Consider the following 23,355-nt stretch of genomic DNA (forward strand, 5'->3'; position numbering starts at 1 on the left):
GAACACCCCCACAGCTCGTACGTGAAACGAACCGAAGCGCCACACCTCCCGGGAGTACGCCATGTTCCAGACGTTCCAGCAAGACCTCGACCCTGTCGGCGGATCACTCGCCCTGAGCGCTCTGTGCGCCGCGATTCCGCTGCTCACTCTCTTCGTCCTTCTCGGCGGCCTGAAGATGAAGGCCTGGCAGGCGGGTCTCATCTCGCTCGTCGTCGCCCTGCTCGTCGCCGTCACCTTCTTCAAGATGCCGGCCGGCCAAGCGGTCTTGGCAGGCGCGGAAGGCGCGACCTTCGGCTTCTTCCCGATCATGTGGATCGTCGTCAACGCGATCTGGATCTACAACCTGACGGTCGCCACCGGCCACTTCGAGGTCCTGAAACGTTCGTTCGGGTCCATCAGCGAGGACCAGCGCATCCAGGCCCTCATCATCGCGTTCTGCTTCGGCGCCCTCCTGGAGGCCCTCGCCGGCTTCGGCACACCGGTCGCGATCACCGTGGTGATGCTGATGGCGGTCGGTTTCAAGCCCATCAAGGCCGCCACGGTCGCCCTGATCGCCAACACCGCCCCGGTCGCCTTCGGCGCCATGGCCTCGCCGATCGCCGGGCTGGAGAAGACCTCCGGGATCGACGCCGAGACGCTCGGTGCGATGGTCGGTCGCCAGACTCCCGTCCTCGCGGTCTTCGTTCCGCTGATCCTCGTGCTCGTCGTCGACGGTCGGCGCGGTCTGCGCCAGACCTGGCCGGTCGCGCTGGTCTGCGGTATCGCCTTCGGCCTCGCGCAGTTCGTCGCCGCCAACTACATCTCGGTCCCTCTCGCCGACATCGTCGCCTCGCTGGTGGCGACCGCCGCGGTCGTCGGGCTGCTGCGCGTGTGGCAGCCGCAGGAGCAGATCACCGCGACCGCCACCTCGGCCGGCGCAGGCACCACGGTCGGCTCGGCGGGCTCATCCGCCGTCCTCACCGCGACCGGCAACGGGTCGCCGCAGGTCCGTGACAGCAGGGCCGAGGTCGTCAAGGCGTACGCCCCCTACCTGGTCATCATCGCGATCTTCGCGTTCACCAACATCTCTGCCGTCAAGGAGGCACTCGCGCAGTCGCCATGGACGCTGAGCTTCCAGTGGCCCGGGCTCGACGTCGCCAACCCCGACGGCACTCCGTCGGGTTTCATGACGTTCGGCTTCGCCTGGCTGCCGGCCGCCGGAACCCTGCTGGTCTTCGCCGGCATCATCACGGCCCTCATCCTGAGGGTCTCGCCGACCACCGCCCTCAGGACGTACGCCAGGACCTATGTCGAGCTGAGGTCGGCCATCATCACCGTGATGGCCGTGCTCGGTCTGGCCTACGTGATGAACCTGTCAGGTCAGACGGGGTCGCTGGGAGAGCTGCTCGCGCAGACCGGGAAGGCGTTCGCCATCATCTCCCCGATCCTGGGCTGGATCGGCGTCGCGGTGACCGGCTCGGACACCTCCGCCAACACACTCTTCGGCGCGCTCCAGGTCAAGGCCGCCACCGCTGCCGGGCTCGACCCGACGCTGATGGCCGCCGCCAACTCCTCGGGAGGGGTGCTCGGCAAGATGGTCAGCCCGCAGAACCTCGCCATCGCCGCGGCCGCGGTCGGCATGGCGGGCAAGGAGGGCGAGATCTTCCGGAAGGTGCTCGGCTGGAGCCTGCTGATGCTCGTGTTCATGTGTGCCCTGGTAGGCCTCCAGGCGACACCGATCCTGGGCTGGATGGTGCCCTAGAGGGCGGCCAGGTCTCCGTACGTCATCCCCTCGAGCGTGTCGCGGAAGACCCGGCGCCCGCCGGGGGCCACCGGGACGTGGTTCTCGACGACGAGGACGGTGCAGCCGGCGGCCTCGGCGGAGCGGGCGCCGGTGTTGGAGTCCTCCACCGCGATGGTGTCCTCGGCGGCGACGCCGAGGGCCGCCGCCGCGGTGAGGTAGGGCTCGGGGTGGGGCTTGCCGTTGCGGACCATGTCACCGGTGACGATCACCTTGAACGTGCCCTCGGGGAGCTCTTTGAGGATGGGGCCCACGAACCGGGCGTACGACATCGTCACCAGGGCGCACGGCACGCCCCGCTCGAACAGGTCGGTGAGCAGCTCGCGCGCGCCCGGTCGCCACGGGATCTCGCGCTCGACCTGCTCCACCACGCCGTCGAGAAGCATCTCGACGATCTCCTCGGGCTCGTGCGGGAGGCCCATCCCCGCTTTGACCAAGCGCGCCGAGTCGATCAGCGCGTTGCCGACCAGCTCCATCGCCTGCTCCTCGGACCAGGTCGCCCCGAACCGCTCCGCGATCGCGTACTCCGCCGCGATCCAGTAGGGCTCGGTGTCGACCAGGGTGCCGTCCATGTCCCACAGGACGGCCTTCAGGGCAGATTGCTCTCCCGAAACCGCGATGTGCTCATCCATGTGCGCCACTCTCCCAAACCACGGCGCCCAGAGGTCATCCGGCGTGCCCAGCGGCGTCTCGAGAATTGACCAGTCCGGCGGAGAAGGGCGCTGTTCTCATCCCGACACGGGCTTGTGCGGGCGATCTCGATCGATTTCGTACATACTCGACGGAACGCGCGATTTACCGTCCGGGGGGTTGAGTAGATGCGTAGCACCGATGTCGTGCGCGATGACGAACAGAGGCTGGACCCGTTCTGGGCCACGGTCAGGCGACGTCATCCCGATGCCGATCTGATCGTGCTTCCTGCCGAGGCACCACCGGAACGTTCGGCTGCCGAGGTCGCCACCGTTCGACCGGACGCGCTCTCCGAGCGCAGCGCCGCCCAGCTGCTGGGCGAACGCGAGGCCCCGACCCCGCACGTCAGCTGGTCGAAGCTCCCTGGGCACGACCTCGCTCGACGCGAGCGGATCTGGACGCTGGACGGGATCACGGACTCCGACGCCCGCGAGCGGCTGACGGCAGCATCGGCATGGCTCCGGGAACGAGGCTGGACCGTCGCCGTGCCCCCGACGGGGATGCCCCGGGTCGCCGGCCACATCGGGCGTGGTCCGGCTCGACAGGACGTGCTGCTGTTGGCGGTCCCGGACCGGCAACGGCTCGTACTCCGCCTGAGGTCGGTCGCCGGGGAGGCGCCCACGGCTCTCGACTCGAGCCGAGGTGACGAGTCATGAGCGTGACCGGGATCGAATACAACCAGATGCGTTCGGCGAGCACTGCATGGAGCGAGCAGGCCGATGAGATGGAGAAGACGTCCAAGGAGCTCGCTGGCCTCTCGGTGTCGGGGCTCGCCCCCTCGGTGCAGCACGTCGCCTCCTCCTTCATGGAAGCGTGGTCCGGCTACGCGCACGAGAGCGCCGACATCGCCTCCGGCTTCGCGGACGCGATCAGCACGACCGCGGACCACATCAACGATGCCGACCAGGTCTCGAAGTCCTGGCTGGACCGCCTCGACGGACACCTCGGGCCGACCCGATGACAACGATCGCCGTCCCTGCCTCCGAGCCGCAGATCGCCGAGCTCCATGGCGACCCTGGAGGCGCTGAGGCTCTCGCCGCCGGTCTGTACAAGGCGGCGACGCCGTTCGAGGCATTCGGTGAACGGGCGAGTGACGGGCGCCTGATCTCGGGGTGGAAGGGCTATGCGTACGAGGCCTACCGAGACGCAGCGGGCAGCGCCGGACCCGAGCACGAGGCGATGCACCAGTCCGTACGCCGTGTCGCCCGCGCGGTGACCTACTACGCCGACACGCTTCAGACGTTGAAGCGAGACCGCGACGACCTCCGCGACCGCAAACAACGCCTGGACGCGGACCGAACCGGTCTTCTCGCTGACATCGAGGCCGCAGAAGACCCGAGCGAGTCCGCGATCGCTGACCTGCAGGCCCGCGCAAGAGACCTCACCGCCCGATACCGCGACCTGATCACCGATCACGACTCCTGGTGCCGCCGCGTCACCGACAACGAGGACCAGCTGCGCCAGTCCTTCGCCTCGGCGAAGGGGCTCAAGGGCGCGCTCTCCGCCACCGGCGGTGCCACCCAGGACGCGACCGACGCCATGAACAGGCCCGGCGCACCGGGGAGCGGGTCGACACCGGAAGAGGTCAAGGCCTGGTGGGACGGTCTCTCCGCGGAGGAGCGTGCGGCCGTCACGGCGGCGTACCCCGAGACCATCGGCTCCGCGGACGGGCTGCCTGCGAGCGCACGCGACGACGCCAACAGGATCCTGCTGGACGACGACCTTGCGACGTTGGGAGACAAGGAGGCCGACGGCGCTCTGACGGCCGACGAGAAGAAGCAGCTCGCCAACGCACGCGCTGCCCGCGACGGTCTCCAGCGTGCCGAGAACTACGTCGACCCCACCACCGGCGAGAAGCCGGGCGGCACGCTCTGGCTCTACGACCCGACCGCCTTCGACGGCGACGGGCGCGTCGCGGTCGCCGTCGGTGACATGGACACGGCCGACGACGTCGCCGTGTTCACGCCGGGCATCAAGTCCGAGATGACCGACACCGACTTCTACACCGACAAGATGACCAACGTGTACGAATCGGCCCGCTACAACGGCGACGGCTCCAGCGTCGCCGCCATGTTCTGGCTCGGCTACGACGCGCCGAGCGGGCCGACCGACCCGGCCACCCTGACCGAGGGTCGTGCCGAGGACGGTGGGCGCCGTCTCTCCGACGCCCTCGACGGCCTGCGAGCATCGCGCCCGGACGACCCCCACCTCACCGCCATCGGTCACAGCTATGGCTCCACCACCACCGCGTACGCCGCCTCCGAGGACGACTTCGCGGCCGACGACGTCGTCCTCATCGGCAGCCCCGGCGCCGGGCCCGCCGAGAACGCGGACGAGCTCTCCGTGGGCTCCGGACACGTCTACGTGGGACGCGACAGCCGAGACGGCGTAGCGATGCTCGGCGACGAGGGGTGGGTCGGCAAGGGCCCTGTCGGCCTCGGAACCGATCCGTCCTCCGAAGACTTCGGTGCGACCCGTTTCGAGGCCGAGGACGTCGACCGCAGCAGCCTGCCGAACTTCGGCGACGCGCACGGGTCCTACCTTGACGATGACACCGAATCCCTCTACAACATCGGCAAGATCGTCGACGGCCACGGCGACGACGTCGAGAAGGCTGAACAGTCGTACGACCCGTGGTACAGCGGAGCGGTCGACCCCGAATGGGACCGCGACCCCACAGCGAACGAGCCCGGACGATCCGACACCGGCCCCGATGCCACCTGACCTTGGGAAATTGATGAAACGACTCCTCGCCCTGTCTCTCCTCGCCGTCACACCGTTGATGCTTCTCGGGTGCTCCGGAACATCCTCGGACCCCGACGGAGACGCAGAGGCTCAACGCGAAGCGATCCACCGCACCTTCGGCTCAGCACTCACCACGGCCGGTGAGCACGCGTCGAAGGTGGCAGGAGATGGCCGCTGGAACCTGTGCGGCCTCGAGACCCAAGGGGTGGAGTACCTCGCCTCCGCCACGGTCACGCCGGCTGCCGGCACCACTCCTGCCGCGACCGTCACGGCCATCACCGAAGCGTTGAGCAGCAACGGCTGGACGACGAGCAAGCAGATGTCGCAGCCGCCGTGGGCTCAGCTCGAGCAGGACGACCTGCTCCTCACGGTGCAGGTCGAGAAGCTCACGCCCGAGGTCGTCACCATGAGCATCCGCGGCGAATGCATCACCGGACCAGACGGATGGGCCACGTCCATGTCCGAAGAGCCCGAGCCGATCGAGCCCTCCTGATCGCCACGGTCAGCGGACGTACTCGTCGAAGGTCCGCTGGCCGAGGAACGGGGCGACGTGCTGAGCGACGATCCCGACCGGGACCGTCTCGCGCTTGAGGACGCCGTACTCCTCTGGCCAGCTGCCGTCGCGAGGCAGCTTGAAGGAGCCCATCAGCATGTCGATCACCGGCAGGTGGATCGCGTAGTTGCGGTCCCAGTAGTCGAGGTGCCGGGCGTGGTGCCAGTGGTGGTAGCGCGGGAGCACGATCAGGTACTCGAGGAAGCCGAACCGGATGCCGAGGTTGGCGTGGGCGACGACCGCCTGGATGCCGACCAGCACCGCGTACGCGTTGACGACCGAGGTCGAGAAGCCGAGGAACAGCAGCGGGAGCAGCACGATGCTGCGGGTCAGCACGGTCTCGACGAAGTGCACGCGGGAGCCGGCCAGCCAGTCGAGCTCGGGGCTGGAGTGGTGCACCGCGTGGAAGCGCCACAGCACCATGATCCGGTGGTAGCAGCGGTGCAGCACCGCCTGGGCGAGGTCGGCGAGGAAGACCGCGAGCAGGAACGCCACCACGAACGGCAGCTCCAGGATCCAGGCCTGCACGCTCGGCACCTGCACCGCCGACACCACCAGTGACGTCGAGGTGGTCACCAGGATGAGGATGAGCTGGACGAGCACGTGGCTCATGAAGAAGTAGCAGGCATCGGTGCGCCAGCCGGGCCGGAAGACCGGCACCGGACGGCGGGCGAAAGCGTGCTCAAGCGGGATGAAGACCAGTGCCGAGAAGAAGAGCGCGAGCACGAACCAGTCGAGGCCGAGCGAGAACGGCGTGTCCGCCACCGTGCCGTCGAACGGCACTTCGGTGCCGCCGAGCAGCACGGCCACGGTCGCCGTGCCGACACCGGTGAGAGCCAGGCGCTTGTGCTGGTCGCGAAGCACCGCGATCGTGCCCGCGAAGAACGCCGCCGCCAGACCGACCAGCAGCAGCGTACGGGCGAAGTCCTCGGTGTAGACGGCTCGGAACTCGCGGGTGGTCAGCAGCTCCGGGAAGTGGAAGCAGAGCACCGTGGCCAGGCTCAGGACACCCAGGAAGCAGGATGTGGCAGGAGCAAGCAGGTGGTGGCGAAGCAGCGGGAGGCGCGGACGGCGCGTGACGGTCTCGGGCATGACAGAAGTCTTGCGGGCTTCCACCGGCTCGGCCTGAGCCCACGTACTCAATCGTGGCTGTGGCTGGCGTCACGGGATGGATTGTCGATGCCCACCGATCGGGCTGTCGCCGCCGACACGTTCTTCCCAGGCGCCGCGCCGCTGCTCGCGACACGGGACAGACAGGGATAGCGTCGATGACGGCGACACAGGCGGCGCCTCAGTGAGCATTCACGACTAGTGCAGGGAGCTCTCACGATGGTTGACCAGGACACCCCTGATATCCAGGCCCCACAGGGCGGAGAGGGTTCCGTGCCCACAGGGAAGTGGTCACAGAAGGACTACCACCATCCCGCAGCCGGCTGGGGCGCGGCGACCTCGGTCATGAAGGTGCTCTCCCGCGAGCACGCCATCGCCTCCGGGACCCGGGCGATGTTCAAGATGAACCACGAGAACGACGGGTTCGACTGTCCCGGGTGCGCCTGGCCGGACGACCTGAAGGGTCTCAAGCTCGACCTGTGCGAGAACGGGATGAAACACGTCGTCTGGGAGATGACGAGCAAGCGGGTGGACCGCGACTTCTTCGCCGCCCACACCGTCTCCGAGCTGGAGACCTGGTCCGACTTCGAGCTCGAGGACCAGGGGCGACTGACCGAGCCGATGGTCTACGACGAGGCGACCGACCGCTACGTGCCCATCTCCTGGGCCGACGCGTTCGCGCTGGTCGGAGAGACGCTGCGCGCCCTCGAGTCGCCCGACGAAGCGGCGTTCTACACCTCCGGCAGGCTCGGCAACGAGGCCACCTTCCTCTACCAGCTCTGGGCGCGTGAGCTCGGCACCAACAACCTGCCCGACTGCTCCAACATGTGTCACGAGGCCTCCGGGCGTGCGCTCCAGGCGGCGCTCGGCACCGGCAAGGGAACCGCGGACCTCGAGGACTGGGAGACCGCCGAGGCGCTCTTCATCCTCGGCGTCAACGCCGCCTCCAACGCGCCCCGGATGCTCACCGCGCTGACCGAGGCCTATGACCGCGGCGCCCAGATCGTGCACATCAACCCGCTGGTCGAGGCGGCCGCCCGCAAGGCGATCATCCCGCACGAGTTCGTCGACATGGCGCTCGTCAAGGCCACCCGCACCAGCACCCTCAACCTCCAGGTCAGGCCTGGCGGCGACCTCGCCCTGCTGCGTGGAATGGCCAAGGCGCTCCTGGAGGAGCACCGCACCGACCCGAAGGCGCTCGACGTCGAGTTCATCGAGCGCTACACCACGGGCTTCGAGGCCTACCGGGACCTGGTCGAGTCGACCTCGTGGGCCGACCTCACCCATCAGGCCGGGCTGAGCGAGGCCGACATCCGCAAGGCCGCAGCCGTCTACTCCGCCTCCGACCGTACGCTGATCAGCTGGTGTCTCGGCGTGACCCAGCACGAGCACGGCGTCGACACGGTGCGCGAGATCGTCAACGTGCTCCTGCTGCGCGGCAACCTCGGTCGCGAGGGCGCCGGCCCCTCCCCCGTGCGCGGCCACAGCAACGTCCAGGGCAACCGCACCTGCGGCATCGACCACAAGCCCACCGACGCCTTTCTCGACCGGCTCGGCGAGGTCTGCGGCATCACCCCGCCGCGCGAGCACGGGCTCGATACCGTCGGGACGATCAGGGCGATGAACGACGGCCGGGTCACGGTGTTCGTCGGCATGGGCGGCAACTTCGTCATGGCCGCCCCCGACACGCCCTACACCTCCAGCGGCCTGCGCAACTGCGACCTGACCGTCCAGGTGAGCACCAAGCTCAACCGCAGCCACCTGGTCCACGGCCGCACGGCGCTGATCCTCCCCTGCCTGGGCCGCACCGAGAAGGACCACCAGGCCGGCGGCCTCCAGGAGACCTCCGTCGAGGACTCGATGAGCATGGTCCACCTCTCCCGTGGGATGAAGCGTCCCGCCTCACCCCACCTGCTCTCCGAGCCCGCGATCATCGCCGGGATGGCGCGGGCGACCCTGCCCGACAGCGCCACCCCGTGGGAGTCGTGGGTGGAGGACTATGACCGGATCCGCGACGTGATGGCCAAGGCGTTGATCGGCTTCGAGGACTTCAACCGCCGGGTCCGTCTCCCGCTTGGCTTCCGGCTCAAGCAGCCCGCCCGGGAGCTGGTCTTCCACACGCCGTCGGGGCGGGCGGAGTTCGCCGCAACCCCGCTGCCGGATGTGATCCCGGCCGACGACGACGTGCTCGTGCTCCAGACGATGCGCTCGCACGACCAGTGGAACACCACGATCTACTCCGACGACGACCGTTACCGAGGCGTCAAGAACCTGCGTACGTTGATCCTGATGCACGAGGACGACATGCGCTCGCGCGGGATCGCCGAGGGCTCCCTGGTCGACATCATCGCGACCTCGAAGGACGGCAGCGTCCGCGAGCTGCGCGGCTACCGCGCGCTGCGCTACGACCTCCCCCGCGGCAGCGCCGCGGGCTACATGCCGGAGATGAACGTGCTCATCGGCGCCGCCGACTACAGCGTCCAGAGCGACCAGCCGCTGATGAAGAACGTGAAGGTCCGGGTGACCCCGTCCTCCCCTGAGGCATAGGTCCGCCAGGCGTCACCGCAGGGACCGGCCGTCGTCCGGCGACCCAGCCGGACCGGCGGCAGGATGATGGGTCATCAGCCGGATCAGCTCGGTGCGAGATCCCACCTCGAGCTTGCGCATCGCGGCGGCCAGATGCTTCTTGACCGTGTTGATCGAGATGAACAGCCGGTCGGCGATCTCCTGGTTGCGCTGCCCCGCTCCGGCCAGCCGGGCGACCTCGCTCTCCCGAGGCGACAGCTGGGTGCCGTACCCACGGGAGCCGCGGCGGTGCGGCGAGGGCAGCCCGACGCCGTGCGCGCGGGCCAGGTTGGCGGCCCGGTCACGGTCCCAGCGGGCACCCAGAGCCTCGTACGCCGCGATGGCGGCCCTCAGCCGCCCGGCGCCGTCGCCGGTTCCTGCTTCGAGCAGGCAGCGTGCGGCCTGCTCGTGCGCCTGGGCCGCGTCGTAGGGCGAAGGCAGGGCGGCGTACCTTCCGGCGGCGGCGTCGAAGAGGCCGGCTGCGTCCTCCAGCCGGCCGTCCGCGGCCGCCAGCACACCCTGGGCATGGGGCAGCGCGGCCCCCGCGAACGGGGCGTCGAGATCCCGCACCCGCGCGCCGAAGCGCGCCGTCAGCTCCGCGGCCCCGGCGAGGTTGCCGGCCGCGCTCAGCGCGTCGACCAGGGCAGGCAGCGCCCGCGCGGCCGGCGGCCAGATCTGGTCCGCCTCCAGCAGCGCGATGGTCCGGGCGGCCTCCGCCTCCGCGGCTGCCGGGTCTCCCTCGGCGAGGTGCAGCCGGATCAGCGCCGAGGCCGGGAGCGGGACCAGGTCGGCGGACCCGCCACGGCGGTGAGCCGCCGCGAGAGCGTCGCCGAGCAGCCGGCGGGCTTCGTCGAGCTCACCGCGGACGAGCGCCAGGGAACCAGCGACGATGTGGAGGGTCAGCACGATGTCGAGGACGTCGCGCTGCTCCTCGGCCAGCGCCAGGAGCTCGTGCTGGTCGAGGTCTCGCCACGTCCCCGTGCAGTAGTCGACCAGCGCCTGGTGCGAGCGGGCGTACAGCACCGGCCGGCGGCTCTCCAGCTCGGCCGCACCCGCCAGCGCGGCGCGCACCAGACCGGTGGCCAGCGTGTGGTGCCCCACGATGACCGCGTCTGCGCTGATCGAGTCGAACGCCGACACCTCGCGGCGCCCCCGTGGGCGTCCACCGGTCAGCTCGAGGATCCGGTCATAGGTCTCGCGCCAGGCCCGGTCGCCGACCGCGGTGCGCACCATGCCGACCTTCCCGAGCAGGAAGACCGCGAGGCTGCGGTCCTGGACGGCATCCAGCGCCGGCTGCGCGCGGCCGAGCCAGGCCAGGTGCTCCGCCAGAGGTACGCCGGGCACGACCGGCATGCCCAGGTTCACCATCGCCCAGGCGCGCAGGTCGGGCCGGTCCGCGAGGTCCTCGACCGCCTGGGTGAACAGCCCGGTCTGCTGCTCGTCCGCCCCGGTGAGATACATCAGCATCGCGAGCCAGAAGCGCAGCTCGCCGCGCAGGGGTGCCGGGAGGTCGGTCCCCTCGAGCACCTCGGTCAGCAGCGGGATGACGCGCACCGGACGGGCGGCCTCGAGGGCGGCGCGGCCGAGCTTCACCGCGATCCGCCCCCGGGTCTCGGCATCCAGATCGGTGCGGGCGAGCACGTCCTCGAGCAGATTGGCGGCCTCGTCCTCGTTGCCGATCTCGATCGCCTGGTCGGCGGCCTGCTCGGCGACCCGCACCCAGTCCTCGTAGCGGGCAGCGTGCAGCAGATGATGAGCCAGCTGGCCGAGCGGGACGGGATCCGTCCGCCGGAGCACGCCGGCCGCGAGGTCGTGCATCTCCTGGCGACGCAGCACGTCGAGTCCTTCGCAGACCGCCTGCGCGGCGAGGGCGTGGCGCATGCCGATACGGCCGTCGAACTCGGTGAGCAGCCCGGAACCGAGGGCCTCGGCGACGCCTGCCGACCCGGCCTCCGGGTCTGGGATCGCCCCCAGCAGCGCCGGGACCGGCACCGGGGTCTGGAGCGTGGCCGCCACCTCCACGACGCGGCGCGCCGGCTCCGAGAGTCGTCCGACCCGTTCCAGAACCGAGTCCCGGATGCCGCTCGGCACGCCCAGATCGTCGAGCGCACGGCGGGCCCACCCGCCTTCCTCCCTCAGGACGAGGGTGCCGCGCGCCCGCATCAGCGCGAGCAGCTCCTCCACGGCCAGGGGCAGTCCGGAGCTCCGCTCGGCGAGGTACGTCGCGAACGCGCTCGACACCGTGTCGGTCCCCAAGATCGCGGCGGCGAGCTGCCCGGTCAGGTCCGCGTCGAACGGGTCCAGCAGCACGCGGGTCACCGCGACCCTCCGGTCGAGGCTCGCGGTCAGACCACGGAGCTCGACCGTCGCCTCCTCGCCGCGATAGCTCAGCACGACGGCCAGCCCCGAGGGTGGCCCGCTGAGGAGGTAGCGGAGGAAGTCGACGGTCTGCTCGTCGGTCCAGTGCAGGTCTTCGAGGATCAGCACGGCGGGACCGAGTGCGTCCAGGATCTCCACCAGACCGCGGAAGAGCTGGTGCCGTTCGGCGCCGCGGTCGTCGAGCGGCAACGGCTGAGCGGGCAGCACGCCTTTCAGCTCGGGGATGAGCGGACGCACCGCGCCCGCGACCGGGGACAGCGTGCGTCCGGACAGCAGCGGGCCGATCTCGCGCATCGCCTCGACGACCGGGCCCAACGGGAACGGGTCCCGGATGGGCCGACATCCCCCGACCAGGACGTGACGCCCGGCCAGACCAGGACTGGCAGCTCGGCGAGCAGGCGCGACTTGCCGACGCCGGCCTCACCCTCGACGACGGCCACCGCCGGCACGGCCACGACACCGGCCACGAGCCGCTGCAGCTCGGCCGAACGGCCCAGGAGCGTCGGGGACACGACCCGGTGCGCCGGGGTGGCGAGCCCGGCATCCGCACCCCCGCGCCTGCTCCCGCTCATCCACATCCTCGGTTCTCAGGGACGTACGTCCGGGGCACAGGGTGCCACAACGACCGCGCGAGGATGCAGGAAATCGAGCTCGAACGCTCACCGGCGCGCGACTGCCGTCATGCGCCCTTCAGGCGCTCCGCGCCGGAGTAGATGTTCATCGAGGTCCCGCGCAGGAAGCCGACCAGGGTGAGGCCGTTGTCATCGGCCAGGTCGACGGCGAGCGAGGACGGGGCCGAGACGGCTGCGAGCAGCGGGATGCCGGCCATCACGGCCTTCTGGACGAGCTCGAATGAGGCCCGGCCGCTCACCATCAGGATGCTGGAGCGCAGCGGCACCAGGCCCTCGCGCAGCGCGTGCCCGATCACCTTGTCGACGGCGTTGTGGCGGCCGACGTCCTCGCGGATGCAGAGCAGGTTGCCCTCGGCGTCGAAGAGGCCCGCGGCGTGCAGCCCACCGGTGCTGTCGAAGACGCGCTGTGCCTCCCGCAGTCGCTCCGGCAGGACGGTCAGGAGCTCGGGCGTCACGCGCAAGGTGTCCTCGGCCACCGACCAGGCCGAGGACGTACGCACCGCCTCGAGGGACGCCTTCCCGCACAGGCCGCACGAGGAGGTCGTGTAGAAGCTGCGCTCCAGGGAGGCGTCGGGCGGCGGGACGTGGGCGGCCAGGCCGACGTCGACCACGTTGTAGGTGTTGCCGCCGTCGGCAGTCGCCCCGGCGCAGTAGCGGACGCTCGCGACGTCGTCGGCGGAGTGCACGACCCCCTCGCTGACCAGGAAGCCGACGGCCAGGTCGAAGTCGCCGCCGGGTGTGCGCATCGTGACGGTCAGCGGGCGTCCGTTGACCCGGATCTCCATCGGCTCCTCCGCGGCCAGCTTGTCCGGCCGTCGTGAGATGACGCCGTCGCGGACCCTCAGCACGGGCCGTCCAACTGTCACTCGTCCCATGTCAGCTCCTGTGGTGTGGGGTCGGGTCGTGCCGGATCCTGGTGGGCGTGCCTGGCCGCGTGCACGGCCGCACCGATGAGCAGTATGAAGCCGATCAGGGCCAGGCCCCCGAGAAGCTCAGGATACGAGGCGGACCTGGCCATGACCGCCAGCAGCAACGGGGCGAGGAAGCCGCTGTGGGCCACGCCCTGGAACAGCGCCGACACCGTCGGCAGTGCGCCCGGCGGCGCCAGCCGGCCGATCTCGGCCAGCCCGGACTCCAGGGTCAGGCCGTAGCCGGCGCCGAGGAAGACGGCTGCGGCGAGAACCAGCAGCGGCGAGACCGCCTCGATGGCGAGGGCCCCCACGAGGAGCCCGACGACCACGGTGGCCATGGCGACGAGAGTGGCGCGGGCGCTGCCGGGGCGGTCGATCCGGGCGGCCAGTGGCTGCACCGCCAGCCCGACCAGCAGCGTGAGCGCCGCGACCACGCCGCTGAACAGCGGCGCCTGGTCGCGGACCCGGTCGAGGACGAACGGTGGGAGGACGACGTAGGAGACGGTGACCGCCGCGAAGATCGCCGGGCTGGCCGGCAGCACGATCCCCACGAACCGCGGGTGGGTGATGGCCGACCAGCGATCGCCGGCGGGTGCGGCGGGCGGTGGCCCGGGGATCGAGCACATCTCCGGAATGCGGGCCGTGAGCACGAGCACCAGCAGCGCGAAGCCGCCGTGCACCAGGCACGGCACCACCGCCGGGGCCGGGAGCCAGGCGGCGAGGGTGCCCGCGAGCAGCGGCCCGAGGGCGAAACCGGCACCGGTGGCGTACACCCCGAAGCGGGCGCCGCGGTCCTGTCCTGGCGAGAGGGCACGAAGCCAGGCGGCGCCGGCCGAGACGATCAGCCCGGCCGCGACCCCGGTCGCCAGGCGGCTGGCGAAGACGGCCCCACCTGAGACCTCGGCCAGGGTCAGCAGGAGGCTTCCGGCGACCGTCACGGCCAGGGCGCTGCGTACGACCCGACGGTGGCCGAACCGGTCGGCGGCGCGGCAGCCGAGGAGCAGCGCCGGGACCAGCCCGGCCAGATAGGTGGTGAACACCAGCACGACCGACATCGTCGACCAGCCCGCCTCGAGCCGATAGACCACCGAGAGCGGCGTGAACTGGTTGGCGCCCCACCCGGCCGCCACCAATGCGGCCGCGACCAGGACGCGGTCGGCGCGCGAGCCCGTCGACGCGGCGGTCGCGCTCGGGCCCCCGCCGATCGCGCTCACCGCGGTCACCGTCCTTCTCAATCGATCGGTAGCGGAACGCTGGCCTCCGCCGTGTAGGCGAAGAACGTCAGCGACTCCTCGAGGTAGAGCTCGATGCCCTCGGCGTCGTGGGAGGAGTAGCCGATGGACAGGTCCATGCCGAGATGCAGCTCGTGGTCGCCGCCACGGGTCGAGACCAGCAGCGCTCCCCGGAGCGCCGGTGCCCAGACGATCTCGCCGTCGAGGAGCCGGGACAGGTGGTGCAGGATCGGGTAGCCGTGATCCGTCGTCTCCGAGACGGCCGTGTAGGCCTCCGCGGACAGCAGCAGGTCGTAGGGGCCGTCGACACCGGCCAGGCGCAGCGCGCTGACCGCCTTGGCGACCGCGTCGGGGACCTGTCGGGGGTCGGACGGCAGCGGCACCGGGGCGTTGGAGCTGGCCGGGGCGATGCCGGAGATCCCGGCCGCCGCGGAGCCGTGGAAGATCGTCTGGTCCTCGGCCTGCGCGATCGCGGTGGCGGCGTCCTTGACCGGCTGCCAGTCGGAGTCCTGGGAGCCCCGCTCGACGTCGTCAACGGCCGCCCGGGTGACCCGGAACGGGGCACGCAGCTCGATGAGGAGCTGGGCCTGCCGCTGGCGCGCGATCACCGCGTCGGCAGGCGACTCGAGCGGGGTGAGGTGGCCGGTGCCGACGGCCGCCAGCTCGCTGCCCGAGGGGCCGACCACGTCGACGACGCGGCGACCGGCGATCAGCCGCTTGAACGTACGCCGTGCCTCCTCCTCGATCTGCCCCCAGGCGGACTCCGAGATCGGGGCGAGCTCCCGGTGAAGGTTCCTCATGCGTGTTCACTCCTTCCGGCGCTGTGCGCCAGGCTGCCGATACGGAGCGAGCCATCGACGACCACCGTCGCCGGTTCCTCGGATGATGGGGTGCGGGCGAGGAACGGCTCGGCGTCCTCGAGAAAGGCCGCGGGCGGGACGAAGAACAGGCACCCGGTGACCGCCGTCGAGAAGTCGAGGATGCGGTCGTGCCGGCCGGGGACGCGGCCCAGGAACATGTTGCGCAGCATCTCCTCGGTCACGCCCGGATCGGCGGCGTAGCCGATGAAGTACGTCCCGAACTCGCCCGTCCCGACCGCGCCGAACGGCATGTTGTCGCGCACGATGGCCCGCTCGGTGCCGTCGGGGTCGGTGATGGTGTTGAGTGCGACGTGGGAGTCGTCGGGCTTGACCGAGTCGGGCAGCTCGATGTCGCTGAGCTTCCTGCGGCCGACGACCAGCTCCTGCTCCTCGACCGTGAGCCGGTCCCACGCGGTCAGGTCGTGGAGATACTTCTGGACGATGACGTAGCTGGCCCCGGCGTACGTCTCGTCGGGGTCGGCCCCGTCGAAGCCGACCAGCGCGGCCAGGCCTGACTCTGCCGCCGCCGTCGGGCTCTCGGTGCCGTCGACGAAGCCCAGCAGGTCGCGCTCGTCCCAGTAACGGAAGCCGTGGACCTCGTCGACGGCGTCGACCAGCCCGTCGAAGAGCACCATCAGCTGGCGGCCGAGCTCGAAGCACAGGTCGGGGCGACCGGCACGGACGTGGAAGAGCAGATCGCCGGGGGTGGAGACGGCGACGTGCTTCTCCCCGGCGAGCGGCCGGAACGGGTGCAGCCCGTCGGGGCGCGGGGCGGCGTAGAGCCGGTCCCAGGCCTCCGCGCCGATGCCGACCACACAGCTGAGCGCTGCCTCGGGGATGCGGAAGCCGATCGCGCGGGTGACCCCGGCGACGTCGGCGAGCGCGTCGCGCGCTTCCTGCTCCTTGCCCTCCCTGACCGTCACGGTGAGGAAGATGGCCGCCTTCGCGGGTGGTCCTAGTACGTCCTGTGCCCGGTCCAGAGGCGTCACCTGGGTCTCCTGCCTTCTCGCGTCACGGTCACGGCGTCATCACCGACAATAACCATGACGAGGCCTCTCGCTCACCCTTCCGGGCCTTCCCTGTCCGGGACGATAGGTCTCGTTGTCCGGCCCCCCAACGAGTCGTCCTCGACCTCCCGGCGGTACCAGCCCGGCAGCTCGTCGGGCCGCAGCTCGGTGGCGTCGCCGGGCCGGCTCAGCGTCAGCACCGCCCGCTGGATCTCCGGACGCTCCTCGAGCGCGCCAGAGATGGCGGCGAGCCGGGTCGCGACCTGTGACTCGGGGGCGTCGCCCACGAGATCGATCGCGGCGACCAGGTAGATCCGGTCGGCGCCGATCCACTCGGTGCGCAGATAGCTCACGCTCTGCACGTCCGCGTGGTCGCGCAGCGCCTGGAGCACCCGGTTGCGGGCCAGCGGCGTGATCTCCTCACCCGTCAGGAAGTCGATGTTGCGACTGATCAGGAAGAGCGCGACCACGCCGAGGAGGATCCCGACGAGGATCGAGCCGACCGCATCCCAGACCGGGTCTCCGGTCAGCTGGTGCAGCCCCACCCCGGCAGCGGCGATGAGGATGCCGACGATGGCGGCGAGATCCTCAGCGAAGACGGCTCGCAGCATCGGGTTCGAGGTCAGGCGTACGTAGCGCAGCGGGTGCACCCGCCGGGTCCGAGCACCGGCACGGGTCTCGCGCCAGGCCTGCAGGAAGGAGGTCCCCTCCAGGACGAGGGAGATCGCCAGCACCGCGTAGGCCCAGCGGTAGTCGGCGGTCTCCTCCCCCGCCTCCCCCAACGACTGGATGCCGTGCCAGACCGAGACCGCGGCACCGACGGTGAAGAGACCGAAGGCGGCGAACATCGACCAGACGTACGCCACCCGCCCGTACCCCAGTGGATGCCGCTCGTCCGGCGCGATCTCGGCCCGGCGCGCCCCGACGAGGAGGAAGACCTCGTTGCCGGTGTCGGCCCAGGAGTGCGCCGCCTCGGCGGCCATCGACGCCGAGCCGGTCAGGGCAGCAGCCACCGTCTTGGCGACGGCGATGAGGAAGTTGGCGCCGAACGCGATGATCAGGGTCAGCGCGCTCTCGTTGCGGCCGGCCTCGGGCTCACGCGACCGGTCGGTGGAATCGTCTGGCGGGCCGGTCCTGTCCATGGTCACGACCCTAGGTCGCCGGCGACGTTCCCGGTGTCGACCCGCCCACGTGACCCGCGCGGCCGACCGAGGTTTGGGCGCGACGACAGCACCAACGGTGACGGCCGACAGTTCGCGGCCGGACCTGCATCCGGAGGCCGTCGCGGGCTGCATGATGGCCGAGGGCGGTCGTACGCTGGGTCTGGCCGTGACACGGAGGGAGACCGGCGGTGGCGCACGAGCATCCCCAGCAGGACGGGTTCGACCTGGGACAGGCGCAGGTCCTCGAGTTCACCGTGACCGAGGCCGACACCGCCCTGGTCCAGGGATCCGGCGATCTGGAGGTGCTCGGCACTCCTCGCCTGATCGCGTGGATGGAGGCCGCGACCTGCGCCGTCGCGGCCGCCGTCCTGGACCCCGGCCGAACCTCCGTCGGGGTCAGGGTGGCCGTCGATCACAAGGCACCCTCGCCGGTCGGGGCACGCATCGTCGCGACCGCGGTCGTCACCGAGGTGGAGTCGAGCCTGGTCACGTTCTCGGTCGTCGGGGTCGACGCGGCCACGGGCGAGGTGGTCGGCAGTGGCGCGATCACCCGCGCGGTCGTCGACCGGAGCCGCTTCCTGGCCCGGCTTCAGAGACGCTCCACCGCGTAGACGTCCGCGTCGAGCGCGTCGGCCTCGGGCGGAGCATTCAGGTAGGTGTCAGGCGAGCCGCGCCCGGGCCCGAGCCCAGACCCCGGCGTCGCAGCAGAAGCCCAGCTGACTCCGCTTCAGGCACAGGAGACCGACGCACCGACCGCCGTCGTCGACCACGGCCAGCCGACGGCGCCGGGCGTCCGTCATCGCCGCCCAGGTGGACCACAGGTCCGCCCCCACCTCGACGGTCCGGCCCAGGAGCGCGCCGAGCTCAGCCGCCGGCCGGTCGCCGCTTTCTGCGGAGAGGTCGTCGCGACCGATGACCGTCAGCAGCATGTCGCCGTCGGCCACCAGCGCCGCGTGGACGTGGTCGTTGCGGAAGAAATCGTGCACGTCGCGTACGGTCGCCGACGCCGGGAGCAGCTTCGGCCGGTGGATCATGGCATCAGCCACGGTGGCCTCGCCCGGCGCGCACGCCAGACGACCGCCGCCGAACTCGACCTCGGTGGTCGTGACCATGGCTTCCATGGGCCCCATTGTCCCAGTCAACTCCTCTCCGTCACGTCGTGTCCGCGCATCGTCTCGCTCACGACTGCAGGCCTTTCTGGATCTCGGCCCGCTCTGGCCAACACATGCCTCCCTTTCGAACCTGTCGTCCGTCCCTCCCGTCGTTCTAGTCCTCAAGGCTCGGCCCGTTCCATGGCGTACGCCGATGGTTGTCGGGCCGCACACCGACCGCTGTGCGGCCCCACCTCGACACCCCGGACACCTTCCGTGGCGACGCCGTCCGGTGTCAGCGCGGAGTTAACCTGCTGCCGTGATCGAGGACGGGTATCGACGATGAGCTCCCAGGTACGTCTCACCTCGGCGGCCTGGGTCCGGCTGGTCGCATCCCTGGTGGCCGGGGCGGTGGCGGCGGCGGCCGGTGTGCTCCTCGTCGACCCGCAGATCGGCACCCTCCTCGGGGTTGCGGTGATCCACGCGGTGTTCGTCACCACCGGCTGGCTCGCGCTCTGGCCCTTGGACGCCGACACGACCCGCGCCACCACGCGCCGCGAGGACTTCCGGCCCGCCGCAGAGGAGCTCGTCGTGGTCGCCATCTCGCTCTGCGGGCTGCTCGGGATCGTGATGCTGCTGGTTGTCGGCAACTCCTCCCAGGGCCGCGTCGCCGCGGCGATCGCGCTCGTCGGCGTCTTCCTGGCATGGGCGAGCCTGCACCTGATGTACGCCGCGCGCTACGCGCACCTCTACTACGCCGGCGCCGTCGGCGGCATCGACTTCAACTCCGAGGAGAAGCCGTCCTACCGCGACTTCTTCTACTTCAGCTACAACCTCGGGATGACCTACCAGGTCTCGGACACCGACGTGACCAGCTCGGGGATCCGCGCCGTCGTGCTCCGGCACACCCTGCTGTCCTACGTCTTCGGTGCGGTGGTGCTGGCGAGCACGATCAACCTGGTCGCCGGCATCGCGGTCGGCTGATCCGGCCCGATCGGTCAGCCGGCCGGGATCAGTGGCTCTCCTCAGGAGGCTGGTGGACCAGCGTGCCCCCGGGCAGCCTGCGCGGGTGCGAGGACCACAGCGCCGTCGCCGAGGCCATCCGTAAGGCGTAGGCGGCCGCCGCGAGCTCTGCGACGTGCATGGGCTCGGTGAGCGAGCGACCGGTCAGCTCCTGGATCCGGCGCAACCGGTTGCGGACCGTGTTGGGGTGGCAGTAGAGCAGCGTGGCGGCGCGCTCGGCGGAGCCGGACTGCTCCAGGTACATGTCGAGGGTCTCCAGCAGCAGCTCACGGTCCTCGGCCGGCTGCCGCAACACCTCCCCCAGCACGTTCTCGGCCAGTCGGCGGCCCTCGGCGGGCTCGTAGACGACGAGGGCGGCCAGCGGACTGTGGTCGAAGGTGCGCAGGCCTGCCTGACCCGGCTCGAGCCCGGCCAGCGCGGCTCGTGCCAGACGCAGCGCACGTGGCGTCTCCGGCAGCGACGCATAGGGCGGGCTCACGCCGGTGCGGGCGCTGGCGTAGCCGCGCAGCGTCTCCAGCATCTCCTGCTCACGCTCCTCGTGGAACGAGACGATGCCGAGCTGCTGTGCGGGAGTCAGCCGCCACCCGGAGACGAACCCCTTCTCGGCGAGACGCTGCTCGACGTTGACCAGGCTCTCCTTCGCGAGCCCGTGGGTCTCGGCGGCGACCACGATCAGCAGCGCGTCCGCCGGGAAGCCCAGCAGCGCCGCCGCCTCCCACGGGCCCGACTCCGGCCCGGGACGTCCGGTGAGCACCGCCTCGACGACGGCTGAGCGGCGCCGCTGCTCGGCGAGCATCAGCTCTGCGGTGGTCGCCCGGTAAGCCTCGGTCAGGACGACGGCATGCTCGTCGGTGAAGCGCCAGATGACACCGGCGGTGGCGATCAGGGCATCGATCAGCGACGGCTGGCGGGTGCGCTGAGCGTGCTCGACCAGGCCGTCCCAGAGCGCGGCGAAGCAGATCCGGTAGGCCCGCAGCACCTCCGGGAGCGGCACTCCCTGCTTCGCTCGCCGCCGCCCGGTGCGCTCGGAGGCGCCCAGGTCGAGCTGGGCGTGCGGGTCGCCGATCGCGGCGACCACGGCGCGGAGATTGTGGGCGAAGGACTGTCGCAGCTCGTCGAGGGAGACCAGGCCGCTCTCCCGGTCGCGGTAGTAGGTCGCGATCCTCTCGGCGACGTGGGCGCAGGCGTCATCGGCGAGCCGGCTGATGTTCTTCTCGGCCCAGGCCGCGAGCTGAAGCCGTCCGTCCTGTCGTGTCACACGTCCCCCTTGGTCGGTCCCGGACCCATCCTGTCACCAGAACGGTGCCGCCAGTTGAGCCGTCGACTCGGCACGCGATCGCGAAGCCACGTACGATCTGCCTACCTACGACTGGGGCCGGAGGTTCCGTGAACGAAATCCAGCTCAGCGACCTGACCCTGGGACGCCATCTGGCCCAGGGCTCCCAAGGCCGGATCATCGAGCTGGCCGACCACCCCGGGACGGTCGCGAAGCTCTACCGCACCCGCGAGCTGGGCCTGGTGGACGGCCGGGCCCTGGCGGAGCTGGTGCGCATCCGTGGGCTCGTCGAGAGCGAGGGTCTGCAGGTGGACCACTTCGCCGCCTGGCCGCACACGGTGGTGCTCGACGGGCTGCGTACGGCGGGCTTCTTGATGCAACGCGTGCACGAGCCGTTCCTGGCCGGGTTCGGCCCGACGACGTCGCTGGCCGAGCTCGGGCTGCTCGTGAACACGGGCGACGTCCAGCAGCCAGGGATCTACGAGCGGGTGCTGCTGATGCGGGCGCTGGCCGCGGCGATGGACGCACTGCACCGTCAGGGACTCGTCCTCGGCGATCTCTCGCCGCGCAACATCGCGTGGTCCGTCTCGCCGGTCCCCCGGGTGATGTTGCTCGACTGCGACGGGATCCGACCGGCCGGCGAGGACGGCGTGCTGCCGCCTGCCGACACCCGAGGCTGGGAGGACCCCACCAACGCCGGGCGTGCGCCGACCGCCGACAGCGACCGGTTCAAGCTGGCTCTTGCGATCGCCCGCGTGCTGACCGGGGACCGCAACGCCGCTCCTGCTCTTCGGCCGGACCTCTCCTTCGCCGGCGAGGCCGGCATCCTGGTCGGCCCGCTCACCCGGCTGATGGACCAGGCCGCCGGTCCTCCCGGGCTCCGCCCGACCGCGTCGCAGTGGGCGACCGTCCTGGACGTACGCAGCCCCTGGGCCGGAGCCGCAGCCCCGATGCGTCCGCCCGTGGCTCCCCCGATGCCTCCGCCGATGCGGTCGCGCGGTCCGTCGGCCAGTGGGGAGATCCTGCGGCCGTTCCGCCGCCAGTCACGCTGATCCGTCGACCTCAGGCTGCCGACCACCCGGACCATCGGGCGACCTCGATGACGATCACCGGGCCGGTCGGAGGCTGGGCTCGATAGTCCGTGTACTTCGCGACCAGCGGAGCGATGTCGTAGGTCGGGTGCACCCGGGCGACCCCGTCGGCGCGGGCCCACCACAGCTGTGACCAGTCGTCGGCGTACTCATCGACCAGGAGCGACACCGCCGGATTCGCCGCGATGTCCTCCAGCCGCCGCAGCCGGGTCGTCGACTTCGGCTTGTGGTCGACCGCGGTGAGGATCGCGTCGTCGGCGAGGGCGAACACGACCGGCACGATCCGGGGCGTACCGGCGGCGGAGACCGTGGCCAGGCGAGCCACCCGGGCTCCCGCGAACCGGTCACGGACCCATTGCTCCTCGTGTCGCACAGTTCGAGCCTAACGGTGTCGCGGCTGCCTCGACGTAGGCGTCGGCGAGGGCGACGGCTACGGTGTCCGCATGGCTCTCGACCTCCACTCCCGTGCTGCCCACTGAGGCCGAGCGGCTGCTGACCGCCGACCTGGTCGAGTGGCTCGCGGACCTGGTCGATCCGGCGCTGCTGCGCCAGGAGTCACCGAAAGCACAGCTGCAAGGGCTGCGCAGCGCGGTCGTCCACCGGATCGGGGTCAACGAGGAGTCCGCTCTGCTCCACTTCAGCGACGGCTTGGAGCACAACCCGTTGCCGCTGCGCGATGCCGACGGGCTGAGGATCGTCCTGGTCACCAGCCGTGGCGAGGACCTGGCCGTCGACGACGTCGAGTTCGTCGACTGGAGCCGTGACGAGGACTGCCAGCGGTGCCGGACGGCGCTGCAGAGCTGGGTGCCGCCGGCATTCGACCCGGGCGCGCGGATCACCTCGGTCGGCGGCCTCCACATCGCGTATGACCACGCCGACCGCGCCGGCATGGAGCCCGCGGCGATCCTGGCGCGGCTGCGACCGGCGGTCGCGGAGGCCAACGCCGCCCTCGGCTCCTGGGACGCGGCGACGGTCGGCGCCTACTGGTATCCAGCCACCGACACCTGGGCCCACGTGGTCCCGCTCGGCCTGAACCGCGACCGGGACCCGGTGGCCGGGGTGCTCATCCGCCACCCGGATGGCTATCACCTGGTCACGATCCTGACGCGACGTACGGCCTTCTGGAACGTCGCCAGCATCGGCCAGATACCTCCGGCGTGGCTCGATGGCTCTGTCGGCGGGCACTCTCTCCCCGACGAATGAACGTTCGTTCACGCTGACACCCCGAACGAACGTTCATTCGCTCC

General features: G+C 70.8%; 21 protein-coding genes. 10 read left to right on the forward strand and 11 right to left on the reverse strand.

Going from position 1 to position 23,355, the window contains the following annotated elements; genetic code table 11:
- The first annotated feature begins 61 nt into the window (after window positions 1-61).
- A complete protein-coding gene (locus WBG06_RS00085; protein ID WP_336733890.1) occupies window positions 62-1,741 on the forward strand; it encodes an L-lactate permease in 1,680 nt (559 codons plus the stop codon).
- Here the strand turns inward: WBG06_RS00085 and WBG06_RS00090 are convergent.
- Entirely contained in the window at window positions 1,738-2,412 is a 675-nt protein-coding gene (locus WBG06_RS00090; RefSeq protein WP_336733892.1) for an HAD family hydrolase, read from the reverse strand. The two genes, WBG06_RS00085 and WBG06_RS00090, sit on opposite strands and share 4 nt — an antisense overlap.
- A gap of 186 nt (window positions 2,413-2,598) precedes the next feature.
- Here WBG06_RS00090 and WBG06_RS00095 point away from each other — a divergent pair, with 186 nt between their 5' ends.
- The 4 genes from WBG06_RS00095 to WBG06_RS00110 are packed head-to-tail and all read left to right on the forward strand — an operon-like array spanning window position 2,599 to window position 5,708.
- Window positions 2,599-3,126, forward strand: a complete 528-nt coding sequence (locus WBG06_RS00095; RefSeq protein ID WP_336733894.1) for a hypothetical protein — start codon at window positions 2,599-2,601, stop codon at window positions 3,124-3,126.
- On the forward strand, window positions 3,123-3,431 hold the full coding sequence (locus tag WBG06_RS00100; protein ID WP_336733896.1) for a hypothetical protein: 309 nt from the start codon (window positions 3,123-3,125) through the stop codon (window positions 3,429-3,431). Before WBG06_RS00095 ends, WBG06_RS00100 begins: the two co-directional genes overlap by 4 nt.
- Window positions 3,428-5,194 (forward strand): alpha/beta hydrolase, encoded by a 1,767-nt coding sequence (locus WBG06_RS00105; RefSeq protein ID WP_336733898.1) that lies wholly within the window; start codon window positions 3,428-3,430, stop codon window positions 5,192-5,194. Before WBG06_RS00100 ends, WBG06_RS00105 begins: the two co-directional genes overlap by 4 nt.
- A 13-nt stretch (window positions 5,195-5,207) precedes the next feature.
- Window positions 5,208-5,708 carry a hypothetical protein gene (locus WBG06_RS00110; RefSeq protein WP_336733901.1) on the forward strand — a complete coding sequence of 167 codons (501 nt, stop codon included), beginning with the start codon at window positions 5,208-5,210 and terminating at the stop codon, window positions 5,706-5,708.
- A 9-nt stretch (window positions 5,709-5,717) separates the two neighbouring features.
- Here WBG06_RS00110 and WBG06_RS00115 read toward each other — a convergent pair whose 3' ends face one another.
- Window positions 5,718-6,860, reverse strand: coding sequence for a sterol desaturase family protein (locus tag WBG06_RS00115; RefSeq protein ID WP_336733903.1), 1,143 nt, complete (start codon window positions 6,858-6,860; stop codon window positions 5,718-5,720).
- A 237-nt stretch (window positions 6,861-7,097) separates the two neighbouring features.
- Between WBG06_RS00115 and WBG06_RS00120 the strand changes: the two genes are divergently transcribed.
- Window positions 7,098-9,425 carry an FdhF/YdeP family oxidoreductase gene (locus tag WBG06_RS00120; protein ID WP_336733905.1) on the forward strand — a complete coding sequence of 776 codons (2,328 nt, stop codon included), beginning with the start codon at window positions 7,098-7,100 and terminating at the stop codon, window positions 9,423-9,425.
- A 12-nt stretch (window positions 9,426-9,437) separates the two neighbouring features.
- Here the strand turns inward: WBG06_RS00120 and WBG06_RS00125 are convergent, their stop codons facing one another.
- The 6 genes from WBG06_RS00125 to WBG06_RS00150 all read right to left on the reverse strand — a co-directional run bounded on the left by WBG06_RS00125 (window position 9,438) and on the right by WBG06_RS00150 (window position 17,606).
- Window positions 9,438-12,116, reverse strand: coding sequence for a helix-turn-helix transcriptional regulator (locus tag WBG06_RS00125; protein ID WP_336733907.1), 2,679 nt, complete (start codon window positions 12,114-12,116; stop codon window positions 9,438-9,440).
- Window positions 12,117-12,501: 385 nt separating this feature from the next.
- Entirely contained in the window at window positions 12,502-13,329 is an 828-nt protein-coding gene (gene fdhD, locus WBG06_RS00130) for a formate dehydrogenase accessory sulfurtransferase FdhD (protein ID WP_336733909.1), read from the reverse strand.
- The gene (locus WBG06_RS00135) at window positions 13,317-14,588 is read right to left on the reverse strand and encodes an MFS transporter (protein WP_336733911.1); all 1,272 of its coding nucleotides are present in this window, start codon (window positions 14,586-14,588) and stop codon (window positions 13,317-13,319) included. Before WBG06_RS00135 ends, fdhD begins: the two co-directional genes overlap by 13 nt.
- Window positions 14,589-14,596: 8 nt before the next feature.
- The gene (locus WBG06_RS00140) at window positions 14,597-15,397 is read right to left on the reverse strand and encodes a family 1 encapsulin nanocompartment shell protein (RefSeq protein WP_336733913.1); all 801 of its coding nucleotides are present in this window, start codon (window positions 15,395-15,397) and stop codon (window positions 14,597-14,599) included.
- On the reverse strand, window positions 15,394-16,446 hold the full coding sequence (locus WBG06_RS00145; protein ID WP_336733915.1) for a Dyp-type peroxidase: 1,053 nt from the start codon (window positions 16,444-16,446) through the stop codon (window positions 15,394-15,396). Before WBG06_RS00145 ends, WBG06_RS00140 begins: the two co-directional genes overlap by 4 nt.
- Before the next feature lie 71 nt (window positions 16,447-16,517).
- The gene (locus WBG06_RS00150; protein ID WP_336733917.1) at window positions 16,518-17,606 is read right to left on the reverse strand and encodes a cation diffusion facilitator family transporter; all 1,089 of its coding nucleotides are present in this window, start codon (window positions 17,604-17,606) and stop codon (window positions 16,518-16,520) included.
- Window positions 17,607-17,815: 209 nt separating this feature from the next.
- Here WBG06_RS00150 and WBG06_RS00155 point away from each other — a divergent pair, with 209 nt between their 5' ends.
- The gene (locus WBG06_RS00155) at window positions 17,816-18,238 is read left to right on the forward strand and encodes a thioesterase family protein (protein ID WP_336733919.1); all 423 of its coding nucleotides are present in this window, start codon (window positions 17,816-17,818) and stop codon (window positions 18,236-18,238) included.
- Between the two features lie 48 nt (window positions 18,239-18,286).
- Here the strand turns inward: WBG06_RS00155 and WBG06_RS00160 are convergent, their stop codons facing one another.
- The gene (locus WBG06_RS00160; RefSeq protein WP_336733921.1) at window positions 18,287-18,748 is read right to left on the reverse strand and encodes a CBS domain-containing protein; all 462 of its coding nucleotides are present in this window, start codon (window positions 18,746-18,748) and stop codon (window positions 18,287-18,289) included.
- A gap of 312 nt (window positions 18,749-19,060) precedes the next feature.
- Between WBG06_RS00160 and WBG06_RS00165 the strand changes: the two genes are divergently transcribed.
- Window positions 19,061-19,702 (forward strand): DUF1345 domain-containing protein, encoded by a 642-nt coding sequence (locus WBG06_RS00165; protein ID WP_336733922.1) that lies wholly within the window; start codon window positions 19,061-19,063, stop codon window positions 19,700-19,702.
- A 28-nt stretch (window positions 19,703-19,730) separates the two neighbouring features.
- Here the strand turns inward: WBG06_RS00165 and WBG06_RS00170 are convergent, their stop codons facing one another.
- The gene (locus WBG06_RS00170; protein WP_336733924.1) at window positions 19,731-20,999 is read right to left on the reverse strand and encodes a PucR family transcriptional regulator; all 1,269 of its coding nucleotides are present in this window, start codon (window positions 20,997-20,999) and stop codon (window positions 19,731-19,733) included.
- A 128-nt stretch (window positions 21,000-21,127) separates the two neighbouring features.
- On the opposite strand from WBG06_RS00170, the gene WBG06_RS00175 reads away from it, so the two are divergent.
- Entirely contained in the window at window positions 21,128-22,069 is a 942-nt protein-coding gene (locus tag WBG06_RS00175; RefSeq protein WP_336733926.1) for a hypothetical protein, read from the forward strand.
- A gap of 10 nt (window positions 22,070-22,079) precedes the next feature.
- Here the strand turns inward: WBG06_RS00175 and WBG06_RS00180 are convergent, their stop codons facing one another.
- Entirely contained in the window at window positions 22,080-22,481 is a 402-nt protein-coding gene (locus WBG06_RS00180; protein WP_336733928.1) for a TIGR03668 family PPOX class F420-dependent oxidoreductase, read from the reverse strand.
- A 92-nt stretch (window positions 22,482-22,573) separates the two neighbouring features.
- Between WBG06_RS00180 and WBG06_RS00185 the strand changes: the two genes are divergently transcribed.
- Complete coding sequence (locus tag WBG06_RS00185; protein ID WP_336733930.1) at window positions 22,574-23,311, forward strand: hypothetical protein; 738 nt, start codon at window positions 22,574-22,576, stop codon at window positions 23,309-23,311.
- Window positions 23,312-23,355 lie beyond the last annotated feature (44 nt).

The organism is Nocardioides sp. CCNWLW239 (assembly GCF_037137035.1).
Taxonomy (GTDB): domain Bacteria; phylum Actinomycetota; class Actinomycetes; order Propionibacteriales; family Nocardioidaceae; genus Nocardioides.